The sequence below is a fragment of the Bacillus sp. S2(2019) genome, from assembly GCF_005144805.1.
Lineage (GTDB): Bacteria > Bacillota > Bacilli > Bacillales > Bacillaceae > Bacillus > Bacillus altitudinis.
The window spans coordinates 562,653-588,217 of sequence record NZ_SWFL01000003.1 but is presented as its reverse complement, the minus strand read 5'-3'; the positions used below and the strand labels follow the sequence as shown (position 1 = coordinate 588,217).

The 25,565-nt window shown below is 41.8% G+C and carries 26 protein-coding genes; 6 read left to right on the top strand and 20 right to left on the bottom strand.

The window, feature by feature from the left end:
* Positions 1 to 12 precede the first annotated feature (12 nt).
* Complete coding sequence (locus FBF75_RS13240; protein WP_058214168.1) at positions 13 to 1,626, bottom strand: M20/M25/M40 family metallo-hydrolase; 1,614 nt, start codon at positions 1,624 to 1,626, stop codon at positions 13 to 15.
* Positions 1,627 to 1,766: 140 nt separating this feature from the next.
* Between FBF75_RS13240 and namA the strand changes: the two genes are divergently transcribed.
* Together namA and FBF75_RS13230 are read left to right on the top strand one after the other, a co-directional pair.
* A complete protein-coding gene (namA, locus tag FBF75_RS13235; protein ID WP_058214167.1) occupies positions 1,767 to 2,783 on the top strand; it encodes an NADPH dehydrogenase NamA in 1,017 nt (338 codons plus the stop codon).
* A gap of 119 nt (positions 2,784 to 2,902) precedes the next feature.
* Positions 2,903 to 3,667 carry an alpha/beta fold hydrolase gene (locus tag FBF75_RS13230; RefSeq protein WP_041091946.1) on the top strand — a complete coding sequence of 255 codons (765 nt, stop codon included), beginning with the start codon at positions 2,903 to 2,905 and terminating at the stop codon, positions 3,665 to 3,667.
* 44 nt (positions 3,668 to 3,711) lie between these two features.
* On the opposite strand, the gene FBF75_RS13225 is transcribed toward FBF75_RS13230, so the two are convergent.
* Complete coding sequence (locus FBF75_RS13225; protein WP_017357939.1) at positions 3,712 to 5,019, bottom strand: aspartate aminotransferase type Ic; 1,308 nt, start codon at positions 5,017 to 5,019, stop codon at positions 3,712 to 3,714.
* A 139-nt stretch (positions 5,020 to 5,158) separates the two neighbouring features.
* Positions 5,159 to 6,088 (bottom strand): ribonuclease Z, encoded by a 930-nt coding sequence (gene rnz / locus FBF75_RS13220; protein WP_035390762.1) that lies wholly within the window; start codon positions 6,086 to 6,088, stop codon positions 5,159 to 5,161.
* A gap of 222 nt (positions 6,089 to 6,310) precedes the next feature.
* Here rnz and zwf point away from each other — a divergent pair, with 222 nt between their 5' ends.
* Positions 6,311 to 7,786: a glucose-6-phosphate dehydrogenase gene (zwf, locus tag FBF75_RS13215; protein WP_008342269.1), complete on the top strand. Its 1,476-nt coding sequence runs from the start codon at positions 6,311 to 6,313 to the stop codon at positions 7,784 to 7,786.
* Positions 7,787 to 7,836: 50 nt separating this feature from the next.
* Here zwf and FBF75_RS13210 read toward each other — a convergent pair whose 3' ends face one another.
* The 9 genes from FBF75_RS13210 to FBF75_RS13170 all read right to left on the bottom strand — a co-directional run bounded on the left by FBF75_RS13210 (position 7,837) and on the right by FBF75_RS13170 (position 17,400).
* A complete protein-coding gene (locus tag FBF75_RS13210; RefSeq protein WP_017357941.1) occupies positions 7,837 to 8,559 on the bottom strand; it encodes a GntR family transcriptional regulator in 723 nt (240 codons plus the stop codon).
* Between the two features lie 175 nt (positions 8,560 to 8,734).
* Entirely contained in the window at positions 8,735 to 10,141 is a 1,407-nt protein-coding gene (locus FBF75_RS13205) for a glycoside hydrolase family 1 protein (protein ID WP_136944823.1), read from the bottom strand.
* Complete coding sequence (celB, locus tag FBF75_RS13200) at positions 10,125 to 11,471, bottom strand: PTS cellobiose transporter subunit IIC (RefSeq protein WP_007501108.1); 1,347 nt, start codon at positions 11,469 to 11,471, stop codon at positions 10,125 to 10,127. Before celB ends, FBF75_RS13205 begins: the two co-directional genes overlap by 17 nt.
* Positions 11,472 to 11,496: 25 nt before the next feature.
* Positions 11,497 to 11,829 carry a PTS sugar transporter subunit IIA gene (locus tag FBF75_RS13195; protein ID WP_025207591.1) on the bottom strand — a complete coding sequence of 111 codons (333 nt, stop codon included), beginning with the start codon at positions 11,827 to 11,829 and terminating at the stop codon, positions 11,497 to 11,499.
* Between the two features lie 3 nt (positions 11,830 to 11,832).
* A complete protein-coding gene (locus FBF75_RS13190; RefSeq protein WP_017367558.1) occupies positions 11,833 to 12,144 on the bottom strand; it encodes a PTS sugar transporter subunit IIB in 312 nt (103 codons plus the stop codon).
* Between the two features lie 591 nt (positions 12,145 to 12,735).
* Complete coding sequence (locus FBF75_RS13185; protein ID WP_041091776.1) at positions 12,736 to 13,521, bottom strand: glucose 1-dehydrogenase; 786 nt, start codon at positions 13,519 to 13,521, stop codon at positions 12,736 to 12,738.
* A gap of 13 nt (positions 13,522 to 13,534) precedes the next feature.
* Positions 13,535 to 14,380 carry a GRP family sugar transporter gene (locus FBF75_RS13180; protein WP_024718904.1) on the bottom strand — a complete coding sequence of 282 codons (846 nt, stop codon included), beginning with the start codon at positions 14,378 to 14,380 and terminating at the stop codon, positions 13,535 to 13,537.
* A 255-nt stretch (positions 14,381 to 14,635) separates the two neighbouring features.
* Positions 14,636 to 16,045, bottom strand: a complete 1,410-nt coding sequence (gene gndA, locus FBF75_RS13175) for an NADP-dependent phosphogluconate dehydrogenase (protein ID WP_025207592.1) — start codon at positions 16,043 to 16,045, stop codon at positions 14,636 to 14,638.
* A 98-nt stretch (positions 16,046 to 16,143) separates the two neighbouring features.
* A complete protein-coding gene (locus FBF75_RS13170) occupies positions 16,144 to 17,400 on the bottom strand; it encodes a DNA polymerase IV (protein WP_007501120.1) in 1,257 nt (418 codons plus the stop codon).
* A gap of 120 nt (positions 17,401 to 17,520) precedes the next feature.
* On the opposite strand from FBF75_RS13170, the gene FBF75_RS13165 reads away from it, so the two are divergent.
* Both FBF75_RS13165 and FBF75_RS13160 read left to right on the top strand, forming a co-directional pair.
* Positions 17,521 to 17,802 carry a hypothetical protein gene (locus FBF75_RS13165; RefSeq protein ID WP_008342247.1) on the top strand — a complete coding sequence of 94 codons (282 nt, stop codon included), beginning with the start codon at positions 17,521 to 17,523 and terminating at the stop codon, positions 17,800 to 17,802.
* A 25-nt stretch (positions 17,803 to 17,827) separates the two neighbouring features.
* Entirely contained in the window at positions 17,828 to 18,646 is an 819-nt protein-coding gene (locus FBF75_RS13160) for a membrane protein insertase YidC (protein ID WP_017367563.1), read from the top strand.
* 126 nt (positions 18,647 to 18,772) lie between these two features.
* Here FBF75_RS13160 and FBF75_RS13155 read toward each other — a convergent pair whose 3' ends face one another.
* Genes FBF75_RS13155 through mce form a run of 4 tightly spaced genes read right to left on the bottom strand, consistent with a single transcriptional unit; the run spans position 18,773 to position 22,268 of the window.
* Positions 18,773 to 19,237: a chemotaxis protein CheW gene (locus tag FBF75_RS13155; RefSeq protein WP_008342245.1), complete on the bottom strand. Its 465-nt coding sequence runs from the start codon at positions 19,235 to 19,237 to the stop codon at positions 18,773 to 18,775.
* Between the two features lie 14 nt (positions 19,238 to 19,251).
* Positions 19,252 to 20,373: a tripeptidase T gene (locus FBF75_RS13150; protein ID WP_035390776.1), complete on the bottom strand. Its 1,122-nt coding sequence runs from the start codon at positions 20,371 to 20,373 to the stop codon at positions 19,252 to 19,254.
* A gap of 16 nt (positions 20,374 to 20,389) precedes the next feature.
* Positions 20,390 to 21,853 (bottom strand): acyl-CoA carboxylase subunit beta, encoded by a 1,464-nt coding sequence (locus tag FBF75_RS13145; RefSeq protein WP_136944822.1) that lies wholly within the window; start codon positions 21,851 to 21,853, stop codon positions 20,390 to 20,392.
* Positions 21,846 to 22,268, bottom strand: a complete 423-nt coding sequence (gene mce / locus FBF75_RS13140; RefSeq protein ID WP_017367566.1) for a methylmalonyl-CoA epimerase — start codon at positions 22,266 to 22,268, stop codon at positions 21,846 to 21,848. The genes FBF75_RS13145 and mce overlap by 8 nt, the downstream gene beginning before the upstream one ends.
* A 101-nt stretch (positions 22,269 to 22,369) precedes the next feature.
* On the opposite strand from mce, the gene prli42 reads away from it, so the two are divergent.
* Complete coding sequence (gene prli42 / locus FBF75_RS19695) at positions 22,370 to 22,462, top strand: stressosome-associated protein Prli42 (protein WP_017357951.1); 93 nt, start codon at positions 22,370 to 22,372, stop codon at positions 22,460 to 22,462.
* Between the two features lie 39 nt (positions 22,463 to 22,501).
* Here the strand turns inward: prli42 and FBF75_RS13135 are convergent, their stop codons facing one another.
* The 4 genes from FBF75_RS13135 to artQ form a co-directional block, all read right to left on the bottom strand.
* Complete coding sequence (locus FBF75_RS13135; RefSeq protein WP_035702811.1) at positions 22,502 to 23,011, bottom strand: L,D-transpeptidase; 510 nt, start codon at positions 23,009 to 23,011, stop codon at positions 22,502 to 22,504.
* 52 nt (positions 23,012 to 23,063) lie between these two features.
* The gene (locus FBF75_RS13130) at positions 23,064 to 24,017 is read right to left on the bottom strand and encodes an aromatic acid exporter family protein (protein ID WP_007501130.1); all 954 of its coding nucleotides are present in this window, start codon (positions 24,015 to 24,017) and stop codon (positions 23,064 to 23,066) included.
* A gap of 111 nt (positions 24,018 to 24,128) precedes the next feature.
* The gene (gene artM, locus FBF75_RS13125; protein WP_017357952.1) at positions 24,129 to 24,851 is read right to left on the bottom strand and encodes an arginine ABC transporter ATP-binding protein ArtM; all 723 of its coding nucleotides are present in this window, start codon (positions 24,849 to 24,851) and stop codon (positions 24,129 to 24,131) included.
* Positions 24,844 to 25,497, bottom strand: coding sequence for an arginine ABC transporter permease ArtQ (artQ, locus tag FBF75_RS13120; protein WP_008342239.1), 654 nt, complete (start codon positions 25,495 to 25,497; stop codon positions 24,844 to 24,846). The genes artM and artQ overlap by 8 nt, the downstream gene beginning before the upstream one ends.
* Between the last annotated feature and the right edge of the window lie 68 nt (positions 25,498 to 25,565).

Below are 25,565 nucleotides of genomic sequence, written 5' to 3'. Positions count from 1 at the left end.
TAGAGCTTTCACTTAATTCTTTTCTAATAAAGCATGAATTGTTGATTGTAAGAGCGACGGCAAAACGCCAAAAGAGAATGGGACATGCAGCCGTTCTGTCCATTTGTGCGCATCCTTTCCTAATGGACCAACGTTGATGACAGGAACGTTAAGAGCTTCTTTTTCTCCTTGTGGTAACGAGTAACCTTTTTGGTATAGCGGCATGTTGGCTGTATAATCCTCTATATCTTGATTTTCAAGCTGTAAGTAGCTTAAATCAGATAAACCAGGAAAATATTTGACTTCTTCTACTTCGATTCCATAGATCTCTTTTGCTTCTCTTTGAATCTTCTTTAAGGTCGTTTGAATATGCAGATCATCTGTTGAAGAAACAGATGGGTAAAATGGCGGACTATAAAACAACACAATCAGTGCTCCATCTTCCTTACAAAGGGTCGTCAGTTCTGATACAATTTTGGTTGAAAAATCACGATCCCCTAGCTCACCCCGGTTGGCAAAGGCGTAGTTGACAATTCGCTCGACCTCCTGCTTGCCGGATCGTTCAGCAGCTTTTTCGTACAGCTCATGATACGTTAACACCGTGATGTTTGTATCGATGGGTGTAAAATGTTTAAAGCGTTGAAATGCAGCGGTTTTCTGTTTGAGATTGGCTTCGATTTGGGCTGCTGCTTGTTTCGCAGTTTCATAGAGGAGCCCGTGAAGCTCTTCACTAGAGCGGTTCATCATCAGCACATTAAATAAAGAAACAGCCGTGTGAGGCGTTTGAACAGAGTAAGCTTCTTTCAAATCCTTTTGCATCAAATTGGTCGGAGGTGGTGTCACTTCACCATCTACTTCCTCACAATAATCACTATTCAGTTCTAACAGCCTGTTTAATTCAGATACCATAAAATTTGCATTTAATCCTGAGAAGGGCTCACCTACATGTGTTTCAATTCCTTTGCAGAAAAATCCCGCAAGTACCTTCCCTATACTACCTGTATAGATGTATTGGTGCGCATCCCCGGGATACTTTTCAAACATCGGCTCACTGTTTAAACACGCGGTATAATCAAGGTCATACTTCTGCTTGAGCTCCTTTAGTTTCGGAACAGCCTCCAGCATCCCCTGTGAATTCACTTCTTCATCTGGCACTGTGACTAGCAGAATATTTCCTTCAAACCTCCCCGCCATCGCTCTTTCTAGCATGGAAAGCTGGACAGTCAGGCCTGCTTTCATATCCATGGACCCTCGTCCAAACAGCCAGTCACCTGAAGCTAAATCCTCTCTTGCCCTTTTTGGAAGAAGTGCACTTTTTTGAGAAAAGGACGCCATTAACTCTTCGGGCTTACACGCCATATTTTGAAATTCTCCGTAATCCTCTGTATCGACGACATCAAAATGGCTGAGGAGTAAAACAGTACGTGGCAGCGTACTTCGTTTGACAAGTGCCGTTAAAAAATACCGGCCATCTTTCATTGGATGCAAAGCCAAGTGATCAGGATGCTGCTCAAAATATGGACGCTCCCTCAGCAAGTAATATAAATATTCCGCTAATGCGACTTCTCCCGTTGTACCAGATATGCTTTCATACTGCATCAGAGCTGTGAGTAGCTCCTTTAGTTCACTTTCCGTTTGCCATTTCATCCGTTTATCCCCCTTTGATGTCCATATCTTTCATTATACAAAATCATGTTCAAAAGCTATATGGTTTGAGCACCTTTTATGACGAATGTTTGAATGACTGTTATAATCGGCTATACCATTCTATGAGGAGGCGAAGGTAATTGGAAACAAAGCTTTTTTCACCTTGGACATTAAAAGGTGTCACACTCAAAAACCGCATCGTCATGTCCCCGATGTGTATGTATTCATCCTATGACCGTGATGGAAAATTACAGCCTTTCCACTTTGCACATTATATTTCCCGTGCGCAAGGTCAGGCCGGATTAATTATGGTCGAGGCAAGTGCTGTTTCACCTGAGGGAAGAATTAGTGATCAGGATCTCGGAATTTGGAGTGATGAGCACATTGAAGGGTTTGCCTCATTAAACGAACAAATCAAAGCGTACGGAACAAAAACGGCCATCCAGCTAGCCCATGCAGGACGCAAGGCTGAGCTAGATGGTGACATTTTTGCTCCATCCAGCATTCCATTTGACGAGCAATCTAAAACACCTCTTGAGATGTCTATCGATCAAATAAAAGACACCGTTCAGGCGTTTCAAGATGCCGCTGTCCGCGCCAAGAAAGCTGGATTTGACATCATTGAGATTCATGGTGCGCATGGCTATTTGATTAACGAATTTCTCTCACCGCTTGCCAATCACCGGACAGATGAATATGGCGGTTCACCAGAAAATCGTTATCGCTTCTTGAGAGAAGTGGTTGATGCAGTCAATGAAGTGTGGGATGGACCATTATTTGTCCGTGTATCCGCTTCCGATTACACAACAAAAGGACTAGATATTGCAGATTATATTGGCATTGCTGCATGGTTGAAAGAGCAAGGAGTCGATCTAATTGATGTGAGCTCAGGCGCTGTGGTGCAAGCCAGTATTAAAACTTTCCCCGGCTACCAAGTCACCTTTGCTGAGAAAATAAGAGAAGGTGCCGGCATCCAAACAGCCGCTGTCGGTATGATCACATCTGGTGTACAGGCCGAAGAAATTTTACAAAATCAGCGTGCTGACTTGATCTTTATCGGCAGAGAATTTTTACGGGATCCTTATTTCCCAAAAACAGCCGCTAAAGAGCTTCGTACATCCATCGAAAGCCCGCGCCAATACGATCGTGCTTGGTAACATCTCTAAGCAAAAAGGTGTCTATTTTTTGAAATAGGCATCTTTTTTGTTTTTAAGAGAAACATCTTTGCCTTTTGTGCCGTCTTTTAGCTAAAGAACCACTTAGAGGAGATGGAAGAATGAACTCGGCATTGATTGAAAGAACGTATCATATAGATGGGCATCACTTTTATACAAGGCATCGTCAAGGAAAAAAGCAAGCCACCATTATTTTTGAAGCAGGATATGGAATTTCAGGCGATACGTGGGCGAATATCGCTCGTGATATTGACCCAGAGCTTGGTGTTTTCTTATATGACCGTTTAGGCAATGGAAAAAGCAGTGAAAGCAAAGAAGGAAGAACTTTGCATGATCTTGCGGATGATTTAGATACACTCTTACATCAAGCCAATATTCAGCCGCCATTTCTCATTGTGGCGCACTCATTTGGCTCTCTTGTCAGTCGCTTATGGGCAAGCCGCAGAAAAGAAGATGTTATCGGTATGGTCCTTCTAGACCCAGCAAGTGAGGAGCAAGAGCAGGTCATTCTGCCGCTCTTATCAAAGGAAGAACGCACTTCATATATGGCGCAGTTCACAGCAGAATGTACACATGAGGACTTTGAGCAAATGCTGCGTACGATCAAAGAGGAGCAAACGCATTATGGGATGATGCCCCTTCTTGTCATTTCATCAGGCAAAAGCCGCTTGTTTCATCCAGCACATGAAGCTTGGCTCAGGCTTCATAAACGAATGCTCACATTATCATCCCAAAGCGGATGGATTCAGGCGCAGAACAGCTCGCACTATATTCATCACGATGAACCACATATTGTGCAGCTGGCGATTTATGATGTATGGTGTGCAGCAAAACAGCCTGTCTCTTATTATCAAACAGCTAACTAAAAACAAAAACTCCTTGACCGGACATCAGTCAAGGAGTTTTTTCATTATACCGTTGGTGCTGATTGACTTTTCTCAGACAGCAACTTTTCAATGCTGACAAGCTGAACGCATAACGTAAAGATGTCAATCGCCTGCTCTAGTTCTTCAAGTGTTGGGAACGTTGGCGCAATACGGATGTTACGATCAAGCGGATCGTTTCCATAAGGATATGTCGCCCCTGCACCTGTTAGTGTCACACCGGCTTCTTTCGCTTTTTGCACAACAGCTTTTGCACAATGATCGAGTGTATTTAAGCTGATAAAATATCCGCCATTTGGTTTGTGCCACTCAGCGATGCCTGTTCCACCAAGCTTTTCATCAAGGATCGAAAGAACGAGGTCAAATTTCGGCTTAATAATCGCTGCATGCTTTTTCATATGTTCCTTCAATCCTTCTGGATTCTTGAAGAAACGAAGGTGTCTTAATTGATTGATTTTATCTGGCCCAATGGTTTGAACTGATAGCTGTTTTTGAATAAAGCTGACGTTGTCCTGACTAGATGCCATCAGTGCAACACCCGAGCCTGGGAACGTAATTTTAGAAGTAGAGGCGAACATAAACACACGGTTTGCATGTCCTGCTTTGTCTACTGCTTGAAAAATATCTTTTAACGTATCAGGCGTATCTGTTAGATGGTGGACTGCATAGGCATCATCCCAAAAAATACGGAAGTCGTCTGCTTTTGTCTGCATAGAAGCAAGACGGTCAACAACCTCATCTGAATACGTAATGCCGTCAGGGTTACTATATTTCGGTACACACCAAATCCCTTTGATGGCTTCATCTTCTGCAACCAATTTTTCCACCTGATCCATGTCAGGTCCATCCGACTTCATATCTACCGTAATCATCTCTATGTTAAAATGCTCACAAATGGCAAAATGACGATCATATCCTGGGCTTGGTGCAAGGAATTTTACCTTTGGAAGCTCTCCCCAAGGTGTTTTGCTGCCATATACGCCGTGAGTCATAGCACGTGCAATTGTGTCATGCATCATATTCAGACTAGAATTACCGCCAATGATGATTTGTTCTGGCTTCAGATTGAGCACACTTGCAAAAAATTTCTTTGTTTCAGGAAGGCCTGTCAAGCCGCCATAGTTTCGCACATCTGTACCATCCTCAGCTGTCATTGCATCCTTTGATGTCACGACATCGAGCATGCCCATAGATAAATCGAGCTGTTTTGGTGAAGGTTTCCCTCTTGACATGTCTAAGTGTAAGTTTTTACTTTTGTACGTTTCAAATTCTTTTTGTCGTGCTGCATATAGGTCATTTAATTCTGCTTCACTTAACGCTGTAAAACCGCTCATCTTTGATTGTGCCTCCCGTATTCTTCATAGTGTAATTCGTCATTTGTTTTTTCTTCACCATTTTACCACTACCTGAAAAAGAGCGTCATCATAAATATCAAAAAAATCACACAACTATTTTTGACGATTCATCCAATTTTTACAGGGTACGGTCTATAGGAAAAGAAAAGAAATCATGTGCAGCTTCAGTCAGCGGGAATATATCGCGGGCTTCTTTGAGTAATTGTTTCAGTGACTCTTCCCCTTGGTACCGTGCACTAATATGGGTCAAAATCAGTCTTTTTGCGCCTGCTTCCTGCGCTGTTTTTGCTGCCTGTTCTGTCGTACTGTGATAATAATTATAGGCTAGTTCTGCATCTTCTTTCCCAAATGTTGCTTCATGGACTAACACATCCGCATTCTTGGCAAGCCTTGTTATATTCTCGCACAAACGGGTATCTCCTGAAAATGCAACGATTCTCCCTTTTTTAGGGGGTTCCAAATAATCGGTTCCATCAATCATTCTTCCATCTTCGAGTGTAACGGTTTCCCCATTTTTCAACTTCTGATACAAAGGTCCAGGTTTTACACCGATTTTTTTTAGGTCTTCGGCTTTTAGTGCACCGGGTACATCTTTTTCCACGACCCGATAACCGTAAGCTGGGATCCCATGAGACACTCGTTTTGCTTCTACTTGAAAGGTATCATCTTCAAAAACGATCCCTTCCTCTATTTCTATGATATGCAGCGGATAAGTCAAATGCGTTTGCGTCGCTGAAAGTGCCGCGTTTACAAAAGCTTTAATGCCGCTTGGACCATATATCGTCAATTTATCCTCTCCGCCTTGAAAGGACCTGCTGCCAAGCAGACCCGGGAGACCATATACATGATCACCGTGCATATGCGTGATAAAGATCTTCTCAATTTTTCTTGGTTTAATCGTTGTATGTAATATTTGATGCTGCGTCGCTTCTCCGCAATCAAAAAGCCACACGGCTTTTCTCTCTTCTAAAAGCTTCAGCGCAGTGCAAGTGACGTTTCTTGTTTTTGCAGGAATGCCTGCACCTGTTCCTAAAAAGAGCAGTTCCATTACGATTTCCTCCTACAGCCGGTATACAATCTCTTCATTCATATAGAATACATGAAGACAGGATAAATGTGAATTCAGCGGAATTTTTGAAAAAAGTCAAACTTGGGCAGAAAAAGTCGAATCAAATGTTTGCTTTACGAACAATGAACCTTTAAAATAAAGAAAATGTACATACATTCTCGGTTTTTACAACAATGCTACGAATAAAGTGAGGTACTTTTCGTGAATACAGAAACTAACTATCCAAAAGCAGTCATTGTCATCTTTGGCGCAACAGGAGACCTTGCAAAACGCAAGCTCTACCCTTCTATACATAGACTTTATCATAGCGGAAAGCTTGGAGATCAATTCGCTGTTGTAGGTGTTGGACGTCGTCCTTGGTCTCATGAAGACCTAAGAGCTGTGGTAAAAGAATCGGTCTCTTCTGATGATGCAGAAGCAAAAGCAGAGGAATTTATTTCTCATTTCTATTACCATGACTTTGATGTCTCAAGCCCTGCTTCCTATCAAGCACTGAACACACTTCTTTCTGGTCTTGAAGATACATACAGTATCCCAAATAACCGGATGTTCTATTTAGCGATGGCACCGGAATTCTTCGGAACCATTGCGAAGTTTTTAAAAAGTGAAGGCGTATCAGAAACGACTGGATGGTCTCGACTTGTCATTGAAAAACCGTTTGGTCATGACCTCCCTAGTGCCAAAACATTAAATGAAGAGATCCGAGATGCATTTACAGAGGATCAAATTTATCGTATTGACCACTACCTCGGTAAACAGATGGTGCAAAACATTGAGGTGATTCGTTTTGCGAATGCGATCTTTGAACCGCTTTGGACAAACCGTTACATTTCAAACATTCAAATCACATCGAGTGAATCATTAGGCGTCGAAGACCGTGCGAGATATTACGAGAGTTCTGGTGCACTGAGAGATATGGTCCAAAACCATATGCTTCAAATGGTTGCACTACTAGCCATGGAGCCGCCGATTAAGCTCAATACAGAGGAAATCCGTAGCGAAAAACGGAAAGCATTGCGTGCGCTTCGTCCTTTCTCGAAAGATGAAGTGGATCAATTCTTTGTCCGCGGACAGTATGATGCAGGAACGATTGATGGCAATATGGTTCCTTCCTATCTTGAAGAGCAAAATGTGGACCCAAACTCCAACACAGAAACATTCGTTGCAGGGAAACTTCTCATCGATAACTTTAGATGGGCCGGGGTACCATTTTACATTCGTACAGGAAAACGTCTAGAAAAGAAATCCACTCAAATCGTGGTGCAATTTAAAGACATTCCGATGAACCTGTACTATGGAAACGGGAATTCCATGCATCCAAACTTACTTGTGATTCACATTCAGCCAGACGAAGGCATTACCCTTCACCTTAATGCTCGCAAGCTTGATGGCGGAACGTATGCTAAACCAATTAAGCTGGACTATCAAACAAATTACAACGACATCATGAATACACCAGAAGCGTATGAAAAGCTGATTCATGACTGTTTGCTAGGTGACGCAACAAACTTTGCCCACTGGGATGAAGTGGCACTGTCTTGGAACTTTGTTGATCCAATTTCAGAAAAATGGGCTGAAACCAAAACGTTAAAACCAAATTACCCTGCTGGTTCTATGGGACCAAAAGAAGCAGATCAGCTTCTTGAAAAAGATGGATATCACTGGTGGAATATATAAAATCAACAAAAAAAGAGCAGTCTCCCGATTGAGGGGGTTCTGCTCTTTTTTTAAAGTCGTGTTTTCGTAATTTCAACCGTTGAAAAATCAAATTTATCATAGCGATGATGGCTAAAGGAATATTCAAACGGCCGGCCTGTGTTTAAATAAGCCACCTGCTCCACTTCTAGCACCGGATCCGTAGGGTCACAGCCTAAATATTGCTGATCAAGCTGATCTGATTTAGCCGCTCTAATTTTTTTGTGCGCTCCTGCCACTTTTAAATGAAGTGTGTTTGTAATGTAGCTATAGATAGACCCCAATAAAACCTCTTCATCTATTCCTTTAATGACATTGACAGGCATAAAGGTTTTTTCTAATACATATGGCTCTTCTTCTACCAAACGGAGCCGAATAATGTCATAGACGGGTGTGCTTGAGTCAATGGATAAATGAGCTGCCACCTCTTCACTTGGAAAATGCACATCAAAGCGAATGATTTGGCTCGTCACGTTTTTATCTGCCATCACTTTCGTGAACCCTTTATTTTCATGACCTGATACGTTGATCGCACCTTGATTTAGTGCTGCCTTCACAATAAATGTGCCATGACCTCTTTTTCTAAAGAGCAGACCTTCCGCCACTAAAAGATCGAGCGCACGTTTCATCGTCATTCTGCTGCATTTAAATTCAGCGGCAAGCGAGTTTTCATCTGGAATGGGTTGATCTTCTGGATAATATGCTGTTCCTATTCTTTTTCTAATTTCTTCTGAAATGAGTTCGTACTTTGTCATCTCACACCACCAACTGACTTGTTTTTTCATATCCTATTATAGCGCTTTCTAGCCTTCCTCTCATTCTACACTAAGCCTAGTGCGCTTAAAAGGTTCGAGCCACTTTCATTTCAACCCTTTCATCTTTACATAAGAAAAATACTTGCCCTTTTCAAGGAAAGAGCAAGTATCTTGATTAGAAACCATTATTCTCTGAAACCGATTGAAACCAGTAGCCACTTTTTTTGATGGTACGTTTCCCGTCATTCTCAAGGTCCACTGAGACAAATCCATAGCGATTTTTATAGGCATTCGACCATGACCAATTATCCATAAACGTCCACAGGTGATAGCCTTTTACATGACTTCCTTCTTGGATGGCTTGATGCACCCATTTAAGATGCTCAGAAATAAAATCAATGCGGTAATCGTCATGAATCATTCCTTCTTCATCCTGAAACCGCTCTTCTCCTTCAACACCCATTCCATTTTCAGAAATAAAGCATTCAATATTCCCATAGTCTGTCTGGACTTTTTTCAATATATCGTAAATACCCTTTTCATAGATTTCCCAGCCTCGGTACACATTCATTTTTCTGCCCGGCATTTCAAAAGAATCGAAATAATGATCTGGCATAAATGGTGCATCAGGGTGAGGCATGTGTTCCTTTGCTTTCACTCTTCTTGGCTGATAATAGTTGATGCCGAGAAGGTCGATCGTGTTCTCTTGAATGAGTTCAAGGTCTCCTTCCTCCATAGCCGGCATCAATCCTTCTTTCTTTAACACGTCCACTAGCTTTTCAGGGAAATGTCCTTTCACAGCTGGATCTAGGAAGGACCGGTTAAAGAAGGCGTCAGCCATCTCAGCTGCTTCGACATCCCGCAGATTCTGGCTTCGCGGATACGATGGAGTAAGGTTGAGGATAATGCCTATTTTCCCATCCTGCTTCATCTCTTTATAGGCCGCAATGGCCTTAGCATTTGATAAAATCTCATGAAATCCAACTTGCACTGCCTTTTGGAAATCAACTTCGTTTGGATAATGGAAGCTATACATATATCCACCCTCTACAGGGACAATCGGCTCGTTATGGGTAAACCATTTTTTCACCCGGTCGCCAAATAGCTGAAAACACAATGTCGCATAGCTGACATAATCGTCTACGACCTGCCTGTTTACCCATCCTCCCGTCTCCTGAAGCGCCATTGGCATATCAAAATGATACAAGTTCACAAACGGTTCAATGTCACTGGCTATTAGTTCATTGATCACATCATTGTAAAAAGCCACAGCTTCTTCATTAAAAGCCCCTTTTCCCTCAGGTAAAAGGCGTGACCATGAAATAGATAGACGAAACGAGTTGTGCCCAATCTCCTTCATGAGGCGGATATCCTCTTTGTATTTACGATAAAATTGCGAGGTTACACCTGGACCGACGCCCTGAAAAAAACGATTTGGCTCTTTTTCAAACCAGTGATCCCAAATGTTCGGACCCTTTCCATCTCCTGGATAACTGCCTTCTGTTTGCGTAGCAGAGGCAGAAGATCCCCACCAGAAACCTTCTGGAAATGTATATGATTGACTGTTAGTTTCCATCGACATGTATTGAGTCTCCTTCACCTTTGATGTTTGTTTGTTTCGTTTTTTCTGTCGTGACTATTTTTTCATTTTTCACATTCATACGATCAATAAATTTTAGGAACGGGAACCAAATAACAAACACAATCATTAAATTAAACAGCTGAAGCAGACCGCCCGCTAATGAATTTGTTGCCATGACTCCGCTAATAAAGATCGGGACTGTCCAAGGAATATTCACGCCTGTCGGAGGCGGCACAATACCTGCGGCCATCGCAAAATAAGAAATACAAGTAATCACCATTGGTGCCAAAATCCATGGAATGAGAATAAGCGGGTTCATCACAATCGGTAAACCGAAGATAATGGGTTCATTGACGTTAAATAAACCTGGTCCTAAGCCGAGCTTTGCTACTTGTTTCAATTGCTTACTTTTAAGGAAAATTAAAATTGTAAACACAACAGCCAGCGTCATACCGGTTCCACCCATACCCACTGTATAGATTTCGATAAACTGCTTGCTGATGATGTTCGGAACCTCACCTGTTTTTGTGTAGCTTTCTAGATTTTGAATGGACAATGTATTCCAAATCGGGTCCATGACAGAGTTGATAATAATTTGGCCGTGGAGCCCAAAGAACCAAAGAATTTGTATAAAGAAAATAGCGATCAAGGTCGGAATGATACCGCTTCCAAGTCCGACAAGCGGCGCCTGAATCGCATTGTAAATCAAGTCATGCATGTTGGTTTTGAACCCTTGTGTAATGATGATATTGATCAGTAAAAAGGTTGTGAGTGTCAAAGTAGCCGGGATGAGTGCAGCAAAAGACTTAGAGACAGCTGGCGGAACTCCTTGCGGCATATTGATGACAAATTTCTTTTGGACAAAATAGCGATAAATTTCAGCCGACAAAAAGCCTGTGATCATTCCAAGGAACATTCCCTTTGCACCTAAACGATCGACTGGGATGACGCCTGCAATGGATGCACCGCCCTCTTGCTCTAGTAAAAATGGCGTAAGGAGCAGAAAAGAGGCTAAAGCGATCACACCGCCAAAGACAGCTTCCACATCATAGCTTTTCGATAAATAGTAGCCAATCCCAAATACAACAAACACACTCATAATGCTGATGGTCGCACTCGGTGCAATATTCAGTGCAGACTGAACACCTTCCAGTGCTGTTTGACTCATGATCTTATCTAAAAATGGCAAATTCATTAATACGACCATGATGGAACCAAAAATCGTTAATGGGAACGCAAGCATAAAGGCATCCCTTAATACCCCTAGATAGCGATTGTTGTTCAATCTCCCAGCAATCGGAACCAAAATCGCACTTATTTTATCAAACATTGGTTTCCCCCCTTGTTTACACCCTTTATTGTTTCAATGATTGCAATATCGGTAAGAGCTCTCCCACAAGCTCTTTTATCGTCATCGTTGACATGAAATGATCTTCGGCATGCATGAGCAGCAAGGAGAATGAAATCGTTTCTCCGCTTGCCTCTTGCTGTACCATTTGAAAATGAATATCATGTGCATTCTGCAAGTCATCTTCCGCTTCTTTGAGAAGGTCAGATGCTACTGTTTCATGACCTTCTCTAAATTGTTTAAGAGATTGAAGCAATTTGCTTCGTGCATTTCCGCTGTGTAAGATCAATTGAAAACTGATTTGTTCTTCCGTGAGTCCTTCGAGTGTTTTCTTTTCCATCCTTTAAGATTCCCCCATCAATGAAACCGCTTGTTCATACGCTTTTTGTCCATCTGCTAGCCCATACGCCTGCATATCGATGACCTCTACTTCAATCCCATATTTTTGAGCTTCTTTTTGAAGATCCCCTTTTAAAAAGCTCATTTGCGGTCCAATTAATACAACATCGGCATGTGCCATTTCTTTTTTCGCTTGGTCTTGTCCGACTGCCCAAATCTCTGCTTCTTCCCCTATAGACTCAGCATGTGCCTTCATCTTTGTGACTAGTAAACTCGTAGACATACCTGAACTGCATGCTAATAAAATACGTTTCATTTCTCTCACCCCATTGTTGTAATAAAAGCGCTTCCAGTTAATATTATATATTTTTATTTTTAAATGTCTAGACATTTAATTATATATGTCTGTATTTTATTTTAAAAATGACCGTATCAATACTCACAACAAGCTTTCAGAACAAAAAAGATCTCATCCAGATATGAACGAGACCCCTTTTCTTTTAAAAAATACTCTCCGAATGAACCATAAAGTAGCTTCTTCTTCTGAAGACAGTCTTTGAGAACTTTGTTAAAATAAGTGCTAATGACTTAGCTCATTCAAAAACCCAATTTTTCATCCCATAAATCATGAGAAGTAACTGCCCAGAGATGGAAACAGATTCTATTCCCACTCAATTTGATGGATAGGTAAACGTCTTTTGCTGCTACTTTTCGAATCTATTCATATCTTTGCAATCAAAATTTGTGTAAAGCCTGTAAAAGAAACGAACATATTTGAATAGGGCGTATAAACGGATAAAAGCGTGTGAATGTTGATACACACGCTTTTCACTAGTCTTCACATGCACATACTAGATCATAATTTGGTGTTGTGTTGTCCTCTGGGCCCAGCCCGTGATCATCACGATTATCCTTTTCCTGCTTGGAATCCAGGGTACTTGGTCATACCGCCGTCTACATATAACGTCAACCCTGTCACATAGCTCGCCTCTTTTGATGCAAGCCAGACAGCACATGCTGCCACTTCTTCCGGTTTTCCGATATAACCAATCGGTATCAGCTCAATGACGCCCTTTTTCAATGCTGGATCATCAAATTTTTCGGCATTGATCGGGGTATCAATTGCGCCTGGTGCAATGCTGTTTACACGAATTTTTTTAGGGGCATATTCTAGTGCCAGCGTTTCCGTCAAAAGCTTGGCGCCTCCTTTACTTGCTGCATAATGGACAAAATGAGGCCACGGAATTTGCTGATGGACCGACGACATATTAATAATCGACCCCTCGATCCCGTGTTCTGTCATATACTTTAATGCATCACGGCACCCTAAAAACATTCCTGTTAAATTGGTGGACATCACTTTGTTCCAGTTATCTAGCGTCATTTCAGTTGAAGGAACTTCATTTTCAATTCCTGCATTATTGATCATGACATCAAGACTGCCATATGTATTGACAGCTTGATCAATCATCGCCTTCATATCCTCTTCTTTTGATACATCCCCTTGAATTTTGACAGCCTGTCCGCCACTTTTTTGAATCTCAGCAATCGTGTCGTCCGGGTTTTCTTTATCTGAGAAATAATTGATCACTACATTGGCTTTTTCTTGTCCAAACCGGCGCGCCATCGCCTGACCTATCCCTGTACCTGCTCCTGTGATGAGAACTGTTTTTCCTTCCAAATCTGGATACATTCGCTTAAACCTCCTATTTTGTAAAACCTAGTAGCACACCGCCTGCGATAATCATCAAGCAGCCTGCAATGACAAAGCTTGTTTTAGATGCTTTCTCTTTTAATAAATAAATACCGCCTAAAGTCGAGATGACAATTCCTGTTTGAGACATGGAAAAACTTACTGCTACGCCAATGAGTGGAATCGCCAAAAGAAGCCCTAGATTTCCTGTCGACCACACAAGACCAGCAATGATATTTCTGAACGTATATTTGCTAAACGGGTCTTGCTTTAGACTAATCGCTAACGATGAAAGCAGCATGCCGACAGATTGTGGAACGAGCGCAGACCAGCCATCTATGTGAAACCATCTTAAAATGACGACATATCCGACGTAGCCTACGGTTGAGATGAGCAAAATGATGATTCCCTTTTTAAAATTGCCGCCTTCGTTTCCGCCACTCTTTTTTTGACCGAGGGATGTCATGACAACGCCAGCAATAATAAATAAAATGGCACAAGAACCAATAAGTATGACCGTCATGGTTTGCCATTCTTTGAAGACGATGACACCAAATAATGTCGTGCTCACAAGCTGCATACCCGTTGATAAAGGAACAGCCTTTGACACCCCTAGAAAGGCGACACTTGAAAGCTGATTCATTTGCCCAATACTCCAAAAGATCCCAGAGATAACGGAAACCGCAAAAATAAGCGGTGTCAGTTCCGGCATTTTGATCAAATAGGCGCCGATTGAAAACAAAAAAGCGCCGAGGGTAATGCCGAGTGTTTGCTGATAGGCATTCCCGCCAAGTTTGACACTGATGAGAACAATACTTCCCCAAAATATCGCTGGGAGAAGTGCATATAAAATGCCCACTTCTATCCCTACTTTCTGTTCTTTTTTACTTAGCATCCCTCTTTTTCGGATTTTTAGCCGAATAGATGTAAACACAAAAAAGACCTTACCAAAGGTAAGGTCACAGCGTGTAGACAAACCCTCGCATTCGGTGTCAGTCCTGCAAAGGTTTTCTATCACGCTAAAAAGAAGACAAAGGGCTAAAATCAAGTTCATTTTAGCCCTTTGTCAACAATCTAAGACCTTACCAAGGTAAGGTCTTTTGAGGTTTTATACTTATTTCATCCATTCAGTATGGAAGACGCCTTCTTTATCTGTACGCTCATACGTATGTGCGCCGAAGTAGTCACGCTGTGCTTGAATTAAGTTAGCTGGAAGGACAGCTGTACGATAGCTATCAAAGTAAGCAAGTGCACTTGAGAATGAAGGAACAGGAACACCTTGTTCTACTGCAAGTGAAATCACTTTACGAAGTGATGATTGATAGCTTTCTACGATATCCTTGAAGTAAGGATCAAGCAATAGGTTTTTCAATTCAGGGTTACGGTCATATGCTTCTTTGATTTGCTGCAGGAAGGCTGCACGAATGATACATCCACCGCGGAAGATCATCGCAATTTCACCGTATTTCAAATCCCAGTTATACTCATCAGACGCTGCTTTCATTTGCGCAAAACCTTGTGCATATGAGCAGATTTTACTCATGAAGAGAGCTTTTCTAACAGCTTCAATTAATGCTTGTTTATCTTCAGCTGATTGAGTTGGCTCAGGCCCTTGAATTAATTGACTTGCTTCCACACGCTCATCTTTCATCGCAGAAATAAAACGAGCGAAAACAGATTCCGTAATGATTGGAAGCGGAACACCTAAATCAAGTGAGCTTTGGCTTGTCCATTTTCCAGTTCCTTTTTGGCCAGCTTTATCTAAGATGACATCTACTAGCGGCTGGTTTGTTTCCTCATCCACTTTTGTGAAAATGTCAGCTGTGATTTCGATTAAGTAGCTGTCAAGTTCTCCTTTATTCCACTCTGAGAATACTTCATGAAGCTCCCCTGCTGATAAACCAGCGACATGCTTCAAGATAAAGTATGATTCAGAGATCAATTGCATGTCTCCGTACTCGATACCGTTATGAACCATTTTGACATAATGTCCTGCTCCATCTGGACCGATATACGTTGTACAAGGCTCACCATCTACTTTCGCAGAGATGGCTTCTAAAATTGGTTTCACTAGCTCGTGCGCTTCTTTTTGACCGCCAGGCATGATAGAAGGACCTTTAAGTGCGCCTTCTTCACCGCCAGAAACACCTGTACCAATGAAGTGAATACCACTTTCCGCAAGCTCTTGGTTACGTCTTTGTGTATCCTTGTAATATGTATTTCCACCATCAATTAAAATGTCACCTTTCTCTAGGTGAGGCAGTAATGATTGAATGGTTGCATCTGTTGCTGCACCTGCTTTTACCATTAAAAGAATTTTACGCGGCGTTTCAAGCGATTGAACAAATTCTTCAATGCTGTATGTGCCTACAACGTTTTTCCCTTGTGATTCTTGAAGAAACTCTTCTGTTTTGCTGCTAGATCTGTTATAAACGGACACGGAGAAACCGCGGCTTTCAATATTTAGGGCAAGGTTTTTCCCCATAACGGCTAGTCCAACGACACCGATTTGTTGTTTTGACATAATTCTGACGTCCCTTCTAACACACTATATTGATTACTGCTGAAATGATGTACCCTTTGAAATTACCACAACATCACCTCTTTTATCAAGTTTTCAGGCTAGTCATTTCCTCTTTCGTCCTGAAAAAAGTCTTTATTAAAACTTGTACCACTTGTTTTGCTCTCTTTTTCCTTAATGGTCACCCCTCTTTGAATGAGTGGTTTACCGTATTTTTCTTTCAGTCCGTCTAAAAGAGATTGGAGCGGTTCGTCTTTTGCATCTTCTGTATAAGAGAATAAATCAAGCTGCTTGACGGCTGATTTTCGTTCCACAAGATCGGTCCCCGTCACACCTAAAAGTCTTACTGGCTGGTCATTCCAATGCTTTAGGAATAGCTGCTTTGCCGCCTCAAATAGATCTTCCTTTCGATCAGTTGGATTCGTGAGTGTGACGCTCCGTGTGATATTTTTCCAGCTTGCATACCGAATCATAATGAGCAGCCGGTTCGCCATCACTTCTTTTCTTCGTAATCTGGCACTCACCGATTGCGACAGTTTTTCTATTAATGAGACGAGTTCATCTGTATCATCAGAATCGTGAGGAAGAGTGGAAGAATTGCCGACAGATTTAAATTCGTATATTCTTTCTGGGTCGACAATGCCGTCATGCTCTCCGTTTGCTTTTTGCTTTAACCTCGGTCCATTGATGCCTAATAACTCTTTCAGCGCATATTCATTCGCTTTTGCTAAATCTTCAATAGTATGAATTCCGATGGTTTTCAGCTTATCTGCCGTTTTCTGTCCAACCCCATGCATGTCACCTGCAGGGAGCGGCCAGAGCATTGTCGGGACATCTCGTTTACGCAAAATGGTAATGCCCATTGGCTTTTTCCAATTAGACGCCATCTTCGCTAGAAATTTATTCGGTGCAATGCCAATACTCGATGGAAGCATGAGCTCTTCTACGAGCCTCGTTTGAATATCATGAGCGGTTTTTACGGCATGCTCAGCATAAGGTGTATCGGTTAAATCAATATAGCCTTCATCAATTGAAACGGGTTCAACTAAGTCACTATATTCTCTTAGTATGGTAAACATTTCTTGTGAGGAGCTGCGGTACCGGTCGAAGTTGGGTGTACGCACAATCAGTCCCGGACATAGCCGCTTCGCTTCCCAAAGTGGCATCGGCGGCTTCACCCCGAGTGCTCTTGCCTCGTAGCTGCAGGTTACAACTATGCCTTTGCGCTCTTTTGCATTTCCGCTAATGGCTAAAGGTTTCCCTCTCAAAGAAGGATCATACGCCATTTCTACCGATGCATAAAAACTATTCATATCAATATGAAAAATGATTCGCCCCTTCTTTTGAGAATCAGCCATTTGCTTGCCTCCTTAGGTGATCTACTTTCCTTCACTTCACCGTGATTTCACCTGTTTGTTCTATTAGACATTTCATATGGTGTATAGTACACTGTGAGTAATGAAATGGATGTGATAATCATGATTATTGATACATTCAATGAAGTCTTTTTCCTTGTTGAATTCTTTACGATTATTCTTCCAGCGCTGACCGCCATCGGTATTGCTTTCTTATTAAAAGACTGCCGAATGAACGAGCACCTCGGAGGACATCGTTTAGAAGAGTTGGATGCATCTTGTTTGAATCGAACAGACTTTCTGTTTATCATATATGATCGCATTACAACTTGGATTAGTAAAGTCATTCGAATGAAAAGATCATCAAATGATGATGAAGACCATTCGCTTCCTCTCTCTTATTAGATTTTATTATTGAGGAGGAAACGAATTGAAACGTTTATTGACAATTTGTACGACTTTATTTTTGATGATGGTAGCGTCACCGGCATTTGCTGCCAGTGCGCAAACAAATACAAGCTCTGATGGGTTTTTCCATCATTATTTTGTTCAGCCTTTTTCTGAGTTGATTATCTGGCTTGCGAACTTTTTCCATGATGACTACGGTTTATCTATTATGTTCGTGACATTGATTGTCCGGCTGCTTATTTTCCCGCTTTTTGCAAACCAATTTAAAAAGCAGAGAGTGATGCAAGAGAAAATGGCACTCGTTAAACCTCAGATTGACCAAATACAAAGCAAATTGAAAAAAACGAAAGAACCTGAAAAACAAAAAGAACTGCAAATGGAAATGATGAAAGTATATAAAGACAACAATGTGAACCCGCTGGCAATGGGCTGTCTGCCGATGCTGATTCAAATCCCAATTGTTCTTGGCTTTTACTCAGCAATCCGCTCAACACCTGAGATTGCAACACATTCGTTCTTATGGTTTAACTTAGGACAAACTGATCTTTTGGTAGCGATCTTTGCAGGGGCCATGTATTTCTTGCAATTTTATGTCACACAAAAATTCGCAAAACAATCAGGCACCCAAACAGAAGCTGCACTGAAACAAGCAAAAATCATGGGCATGATTTTCCCAGTCATGATGCTGTTTCTATCAATTAATGCTCCCGCTGCTCTTCCTTTATATTGGATGACAAGTGGACTTTTACTCACCATTCAAACGATTATTTTAAATGTGATGTACCAAAAATCAAAAACAAAAGCTGCGGCAAACAATTCAATTAACCCAGCAGCTGAATAAATTATAGCCCCCTTACCGGAACATGATAAGGGGGCTTTATTTGTCTTCTGTAGAGCGCAACAAATAAAAGATGCGTGAGCTCCGGCACGCAAAATGACCCCTTATCCATGGATAAGGGGCCTTTGTTTATGCCAATTCCTCTTTCAATCGCTCAGGCAATTGATCAAGATCCTCAATTTTCCCTAGAAACTTATTAGGGTCCACTTGTAAAATCATCTTGTTCTCTCTCTCAACGACGCCGAAGAAATATTCAGATGCTTTTGTGTTCATATGAAATGGCTTGATCTCACTTAGCTCGATATCAATGATATCTTTTGCATCAGAAACAAGGCAGCCAATCATTTGATCGTTTAATTCAAATAGTAGAACCTTAGACTGTTCGGTTACATCCAGAGGTTTTCCGTGCAGCATGACACCTGTGTCACTGACTGGAATGACCTCTCCTCTTAACGACATGAGTCCTTTAATCTCTTTTGGAAGGTTCGATACTTCTTGTAAATAAGGGACCTTCTCAATCGAGCGTATATGCTCTACGCTGATACCAAAATCCTCTTGTCCCACTTGGAAAATAATGATCTTTTGCGTGCTCACAGAGTCTCCTGCCTTTACGATGGATTTGTCGTTTCTTCGATAATGGCGAGAACCATTTCAGCTGTCTTGACTAATTCTTCAATCGGCATTTTCTCATTTTTCGTATGAATATCTTCATATCCAACAGCTAGGTTGACAGTTGGGATGCCATTTCCAGCAATGACGTTTGCATCACTGCCTCCCCCGCTTGTCTGTAGTTCTGAAGGGCGGCCAATTTTCGCAGCCGCTTTTTTCGCCACTTCAACGACTTGATCGCCGTGTGAGAATTTAAAGCCTGGATACATGATGTCAATTTGTACATCGGCACTTCCGCCCATTTCTTTAGCGGTTTTTTCAAAGGCTTCTTTCATTTTCGCTACTTGCGCTTCCATTTTTGCCGGTTCTAAAGAACGTGCCTCTGCCAAAATATCCACTTGATCACAGACAATATTCGTTTGTGTTCCGCCTTCAAAGCGGCCGATATTCGCCGTTGTTTCTTCATCAATACGGCCAAGCGGCATGCTCGCGATCGCTTTTGATGCAATCGTAATCGCAGAGACGCCTTTTTCAGGTGCCACACCTGCGTGAGCTGTTTTTCCGTAAATGGTTGCACGTACTTTCGCCTGTGTTGGCGCAGCCACGATGATGGTACCGACTTTGCCATCTGAATCAAGCGCATAACCATATTTTGCTGTCATCAGTTTCGGATCTAACGCTTTTGCTCCTACAAGTCCTGATTCTTCACCAGCTGTAATGACAAATTCAATTTTGCCATGCGGTACATTTTTCTCTTTTAGGACACGGATCGCTTCAAACATCGCAGCAAGCCCTGTTTTATCGTCAGCACCAAGAATGGTTGTGCCATCTGTCTTGACATAGCCGTCTTCAATGACTGGCTTAACACCATTACCTGGTACAACTGTATCCATATGAGAAGTAAAATAAATCGTATCTGCCTCTTGATTCCCTTCAAGTGTGCAAATAAGATTGCCTGCTCCATGACCGGTTGTCTCTTTTGAATCATCTTCAACTACATTAAGCCCTAAACCAGTAAATTTCTCTTTTAGGACTTCAACAATTTTTTCTTCATGTTTCGTTTCTGAATCGATTTGAACAAGTTCTAAAAATTCGTCTAATAAGCGTTTCTCATTGATCATGATGATGTTCCTCCTCTTATAGCGGCATGTTTCCATGCTTTTTTAACGGTCTATCTTCTTCCTTACTGCGAAGCAGGTCAAATGAGCGAATGAGCCGCTCTCTCGTTTCATCTGGCATTAAAATATCGTCGATTAATCCTAATTGTGCTGCCTTCATGACACTAGGTTCATTGTCCACCTCACGCAAGGCAGGATGAACAATTTCGTCTGCAAACGATTTTCCCATGACATCAATTTCTGCCTCTGGCCATGCATACACAAAGTCAGCACCTAAGCCCTTACTATTCATCGCAACGTATGCACCGCCAAACGCCTTTCGCAAAATCACAGTGATCTTTGGAACGGTCGCCTCAGCGTACGCATACAGAAGCTTTGCGCCGTGGCGGATAATGCCTGCATGCTCAGCTTTCTCACCTGGCAAAAAACCAGGAACGTCCACAAGGGTTAAAATGGGAATATGAAATGCATCGCAAAATCGAATAAACCGAGCCGCTTTATCAGCAGCATTGAGGTCAAGGCTTCCTGCCAGCACCTTAGGTTGATTGGCTACAAGACCAATGGAAGACCCTTGTAATCTGGCAAAACCTGTGACGATATTTTTGGAGAAACAACGCTGCGTTTCAAAAAATGAGCCGTGGTCGGTGATCGCTGTCACCACTTGTTTGACATCATAAGTACGTGATGGCTCCTTTGGCAAGATGTTCCCAAGATCGCTCGCATCATGCTTTTGCACCTTATTATGAATGACAGGCCGTCGTTTCGTTGGTATGTACGTTAAAAGCGTTCGAACTGCTTTTAACACGTCTCTCTCATCTTTCCCTGTATAGTGCACATTCCCGCTTGTTTGATGCTGAACTGCTGCACCTCCAAGCCGGTCAGGACAGACCGTCTCTCCTGTTGCTTTTTCTATCACTTTCGGACCAGTTAAAAACATATGAGCTGTTTGCTCCGTCATGAATACAAAATCCGTCAATGCAGGTGAATAAACTGCACCTCCCGCACAGGAGCCTAAAATAACGGATATTTGCGGAATTTGACCAGAGTACAGCACATTCCGTTTAAAAATCTGACCGTATCCCTCTAATGATACCACACCCTCTTGAATTCTCGCACCACCTGAGTCTTTTAGACCGATAACAGGCATTTGATTTTTAGCAGCCAAATCCATTAAAGCCGCTATTTTTTTCGCATGCATGTCCCCTAGCGAACCCCCGTACACGGTCGCATCTTGTGCATAAACGCCTACTTGTTTCCCATGAATCAGTCCCGTCCCAGTGACAACGCCATCCCCTAAATGCTCTGAGCGGGAGCCTTTAGCAAATGACTGGATTTCCATAAAGCTGCCTTCATCAAGAAGTTCATGAAGCCGCTGACGAACAGTCAGCTTTCCTTTGTTTCGGTGAGCCGCTGCTCGTTTTTCACCGCCACCCCTTAAAGCTTTCTCGCGCCATTCAGACAAGTCATTGAACGATTCATGCATCTTCCTGTTTCTCTCCTTTCAATGGCGCACACAATTCAAATAGCACACCTGACGTTTCTTTTGGTGAAATAAACGCGATGCGCTTTCCGTTCGCACCATTTTGTGCGTCCTTTTGAATGAGCTGCATGCCGAGCTCGTCAAGTTGACTGAGATCAGCCTGAATGTCACCTGACTTTAATGCAATATGATGAAGCCCCTCTCCTCTTTTTGTTAAGAAGGTATGTAATGTGCTGTGATTTGATATCGGTTCAATCAACTCAATGTGCAGATCACCTAGGGAAGCAAAAGATACTTTGACCCCTTGATTTGGAAGTACTTCTATGTCTGAAAATTCCCAGTTAAACAGCCTGGAGAACGTACGTGCTGTTTTTTGAATTGAAAAAACGGCAATGGCTATATGATCGATTTGATTCATCCGTTCACTTCCTTTGTACATCACTTGTCGCCTGCGTAAAAACGAGCTAGAATAAAGAAAGGTGCGCTCGTCGCAAAAACATTTGATTATAGGGGTGCGATATGTCTCAGAAATTCATGAAATTTATGGTATTGCTCATGATTAGCTTACTGTTAATTTCTTCACTTTTAGCAGGAGCGGCAGCCTTTTTATAAAGTGTTGATAAAAAAGCAGACAAGCAGGTGATTCGTTTTTTAACGAATGGCCTGTTTGTCTTTGGCCAGTTTTTCAAATGCATCGCTTGATGTCGTGATCCATACCTTTGTACCAACTGGAAGCTGATCAAATAGCCGTTCTACATCTTGATTATGAAGACGTACACAGCCCGCCGTAATAAATTTCCCTATCGATGTCTCATCACTTGTTCCATGAATGCCATAGGTTCTCCCGTCGGTTCCTCGCGCATCAAATCCAATCCACCTTCGGCCGAGTGGGTTATTCTTCGCGCCGCCTTCAATATTTTTTCTTCTGTAATAAGGATCTTTCGCTTTGATCATAATCGTAAATTCACCTTCTGGCGTTAAATCAGCTGTTTTGCCAGTAGAAGCCGGGTAGACTTTTTGAATTTCCCCATGATCAATATACGCAAGCTCGTTTGTTTGTTTATTAATAATGACATACGGGTCTCCTGGAAGCGGGTTTTGCCCAAGCGGCCAGATGGGTGAAAGGGACATGGTCAGCACAGTATAAAATAAAAGACGCATAGGCTCCTCCTTTTTCATTAGATTGACCAATGAAGGAGGAACTCATGCGTCTTTATTCTTTCATCCCTTTAAAATAACTTTTCAGCACCAAATATTGTTCCATTTCCCCGAGAAAATGAAAGAGTGCGGCTCTAGCTTCAAATTCTTCACGTGTTTGCGGAAGCGGCAGTGCATCAAACTCTTCTTTCATATCAATCAGGCGTCTTAAGAACTTATGCGCCGTGTTCCCTGGGTGAATATGTTCTCGTAAATCTCTAATATATTCTGCAATGATTTGCCCATGCTCCGTTGTAACAGAAATGGACGTAATTTTCGGAAGCACACGCTCAATGATTTCAAATTGCTTTTGTCTCATGTTGAAATAATGATAATACAGATTTTCATGTCTTAAGACATGGTTTTCAACATCACGGTATGCAAGAGCCTTCGCTTCTTTAATCAATTGATGCGTCTCTGGAATTTCTTTTCCTGTCCAGTCTTGTTTTCCGGTCATTAAATATTGCTCGATTTCTTCAAAGATTTTCGCAAAATTCGCTTCAATTTGTTCACTGTATTGTTTCAGCTTTTTATCAACGCTAGGCATATACAGGTTCATAATGAGTGCGACCCCTACACCAATGGTGATGAGTAAAAGCTCATTCCAGATGAGATGAAGCGTAATGCCTCCAGACATATACAAATGAAGGATAATCACTGAACTTGTGACAATCCCTTCTTTAATCCGAAGCAAGACCGTTGTTGGAATAAAGACGAGCAGCATCAGTCCAATGACAAAAGGATGATACCCAATCAGATCAAAAAATAAATAAGAAAATAAGATGGCAAGACTGCATGCGGCAAAGCGGGCCCCAGATGCGAGGAGTGACCTTTTTTTCGTCACCTGAATACAAAGAATCGTAATAATGCCGGCAGCTGAATAGTTTTGCAGACCGAGCATTTGTGCAATGTAAATGGCTAGAGCTGTTCCTAATGCTGTTTTCAGCGTTCGGTAGCCGATTTTAAACATGATGTGATTCACTCTTTTCTGTCTACTTTTGTGAAATGATGAACTTTTTTTACTTTCCCCATTATAATCAAAAAAAGAAGGAGATGTTAAGTCTCCTCCTCGTTTTTTTCATTATAATATTTTTTGTAAGAAATCTTGAGCACGCTGTGAAGACGGAGATTCAAAGAATTCTACAGGATTGGCATCCTCTACAATTTTCCCATCATCCATAAAGATCACACGGTCTGCCACTTCTTTTGCAAAGCCCATTTCATGTGTGACGATCATCAGCGTCATCCCAGATTGAGCGAGCTCTTTCATGACCTCTAATACTTCCTTTACCATTTCTGGATCAAGAGCAGACGTCGGCTCGTCAAAAAGCATGATGTCTGGTGTCATCGCAAGGGCACGTGCAATGGCGACACGCTGCTTTTGACCACCTGACAGCCGGTTCGGATAATCATCTTTTTTCTCTAAAAGTCCAACCTTTTTTAAAAGCTCCTCTGCCTGCTTGATGCTGTCTTCCTTCGATTGGTTCTTTACATTCATTGGCGCATACGTAATATTTTCTAGCACTGTTTTGTGCGGGAATAAGTGAAAATGCTGAAATACCATACCAATATTCTCGCGCACTTTTAATGCATTTGTTTTTGGATTGGTAATTTCCGTCCCCTGAATCGTAATCACTCCAGAAGTCGGTTTTTCAAGTAAGTTAATACAGCGAAGAAATGTTGATTTTCCTGAACCAGAAGGCCCGATGACAGCTACCACTTCGCCTTCTTTAATCGTGGTATCAATCCCTTTCAACACTTCATTTTTACCGAAAGATTTTGTGAGTTTCTCTATTTTAATCATTTGATTTTAACTTCCTTTCCACCGATTTGCCGACGAAGGTAAGAATAAGCACGATGACATAATAGATGAGACCCGCAAAAATAAGCGGTTCAAGATAGTTATAGGTGACGGCACCTGCTTGATAAGCTCGTCTCATGACATCGCCCAGTCCAATGACTGTGACAATCGCTGATTCTTTTGTCAGTGTAATCGTTTCGTTCACAAGTGCTGGTGAAATATTTTTGAATGCTTGCGGAAGCAATAAGTCCTTCATCATTTTAGCATACGGGATACCTAAAGCAACGGCCGCTTCTTTTTGCCCTTTATCAATGGCATTGATTCCTGCACGAATGATCTCAGAAACGTACGCCGCCGAGTTTAGTGAAAATGCTGCTACAGCTGCCCAGTATTGATCAATTTGAAAGCCGAGCAGCTGGGGAAGACCAAAATAAATAATCAAAAGCTGAAGCACAAGCGGTGTGCCTCGGAAGATTGACGTATAAAAATCTGCTAGCCAGATAAGCGGCTTAAATACACTAATTTTACAGAGCGTTAATAAGATTCCTAAAATAAAACCAAGGAACAGTGATACCACAACAATAGAAAGCGTTACTTTAAGACCTTCTAAAATAAAGGGCATCTGAGGTATGACATCTTTAAAATCCATCATGATATTCTCCTTTTTTTCCTTCAGATAAAATCAAAGAATAAAACAGGAAAAAAGTTCAACACATG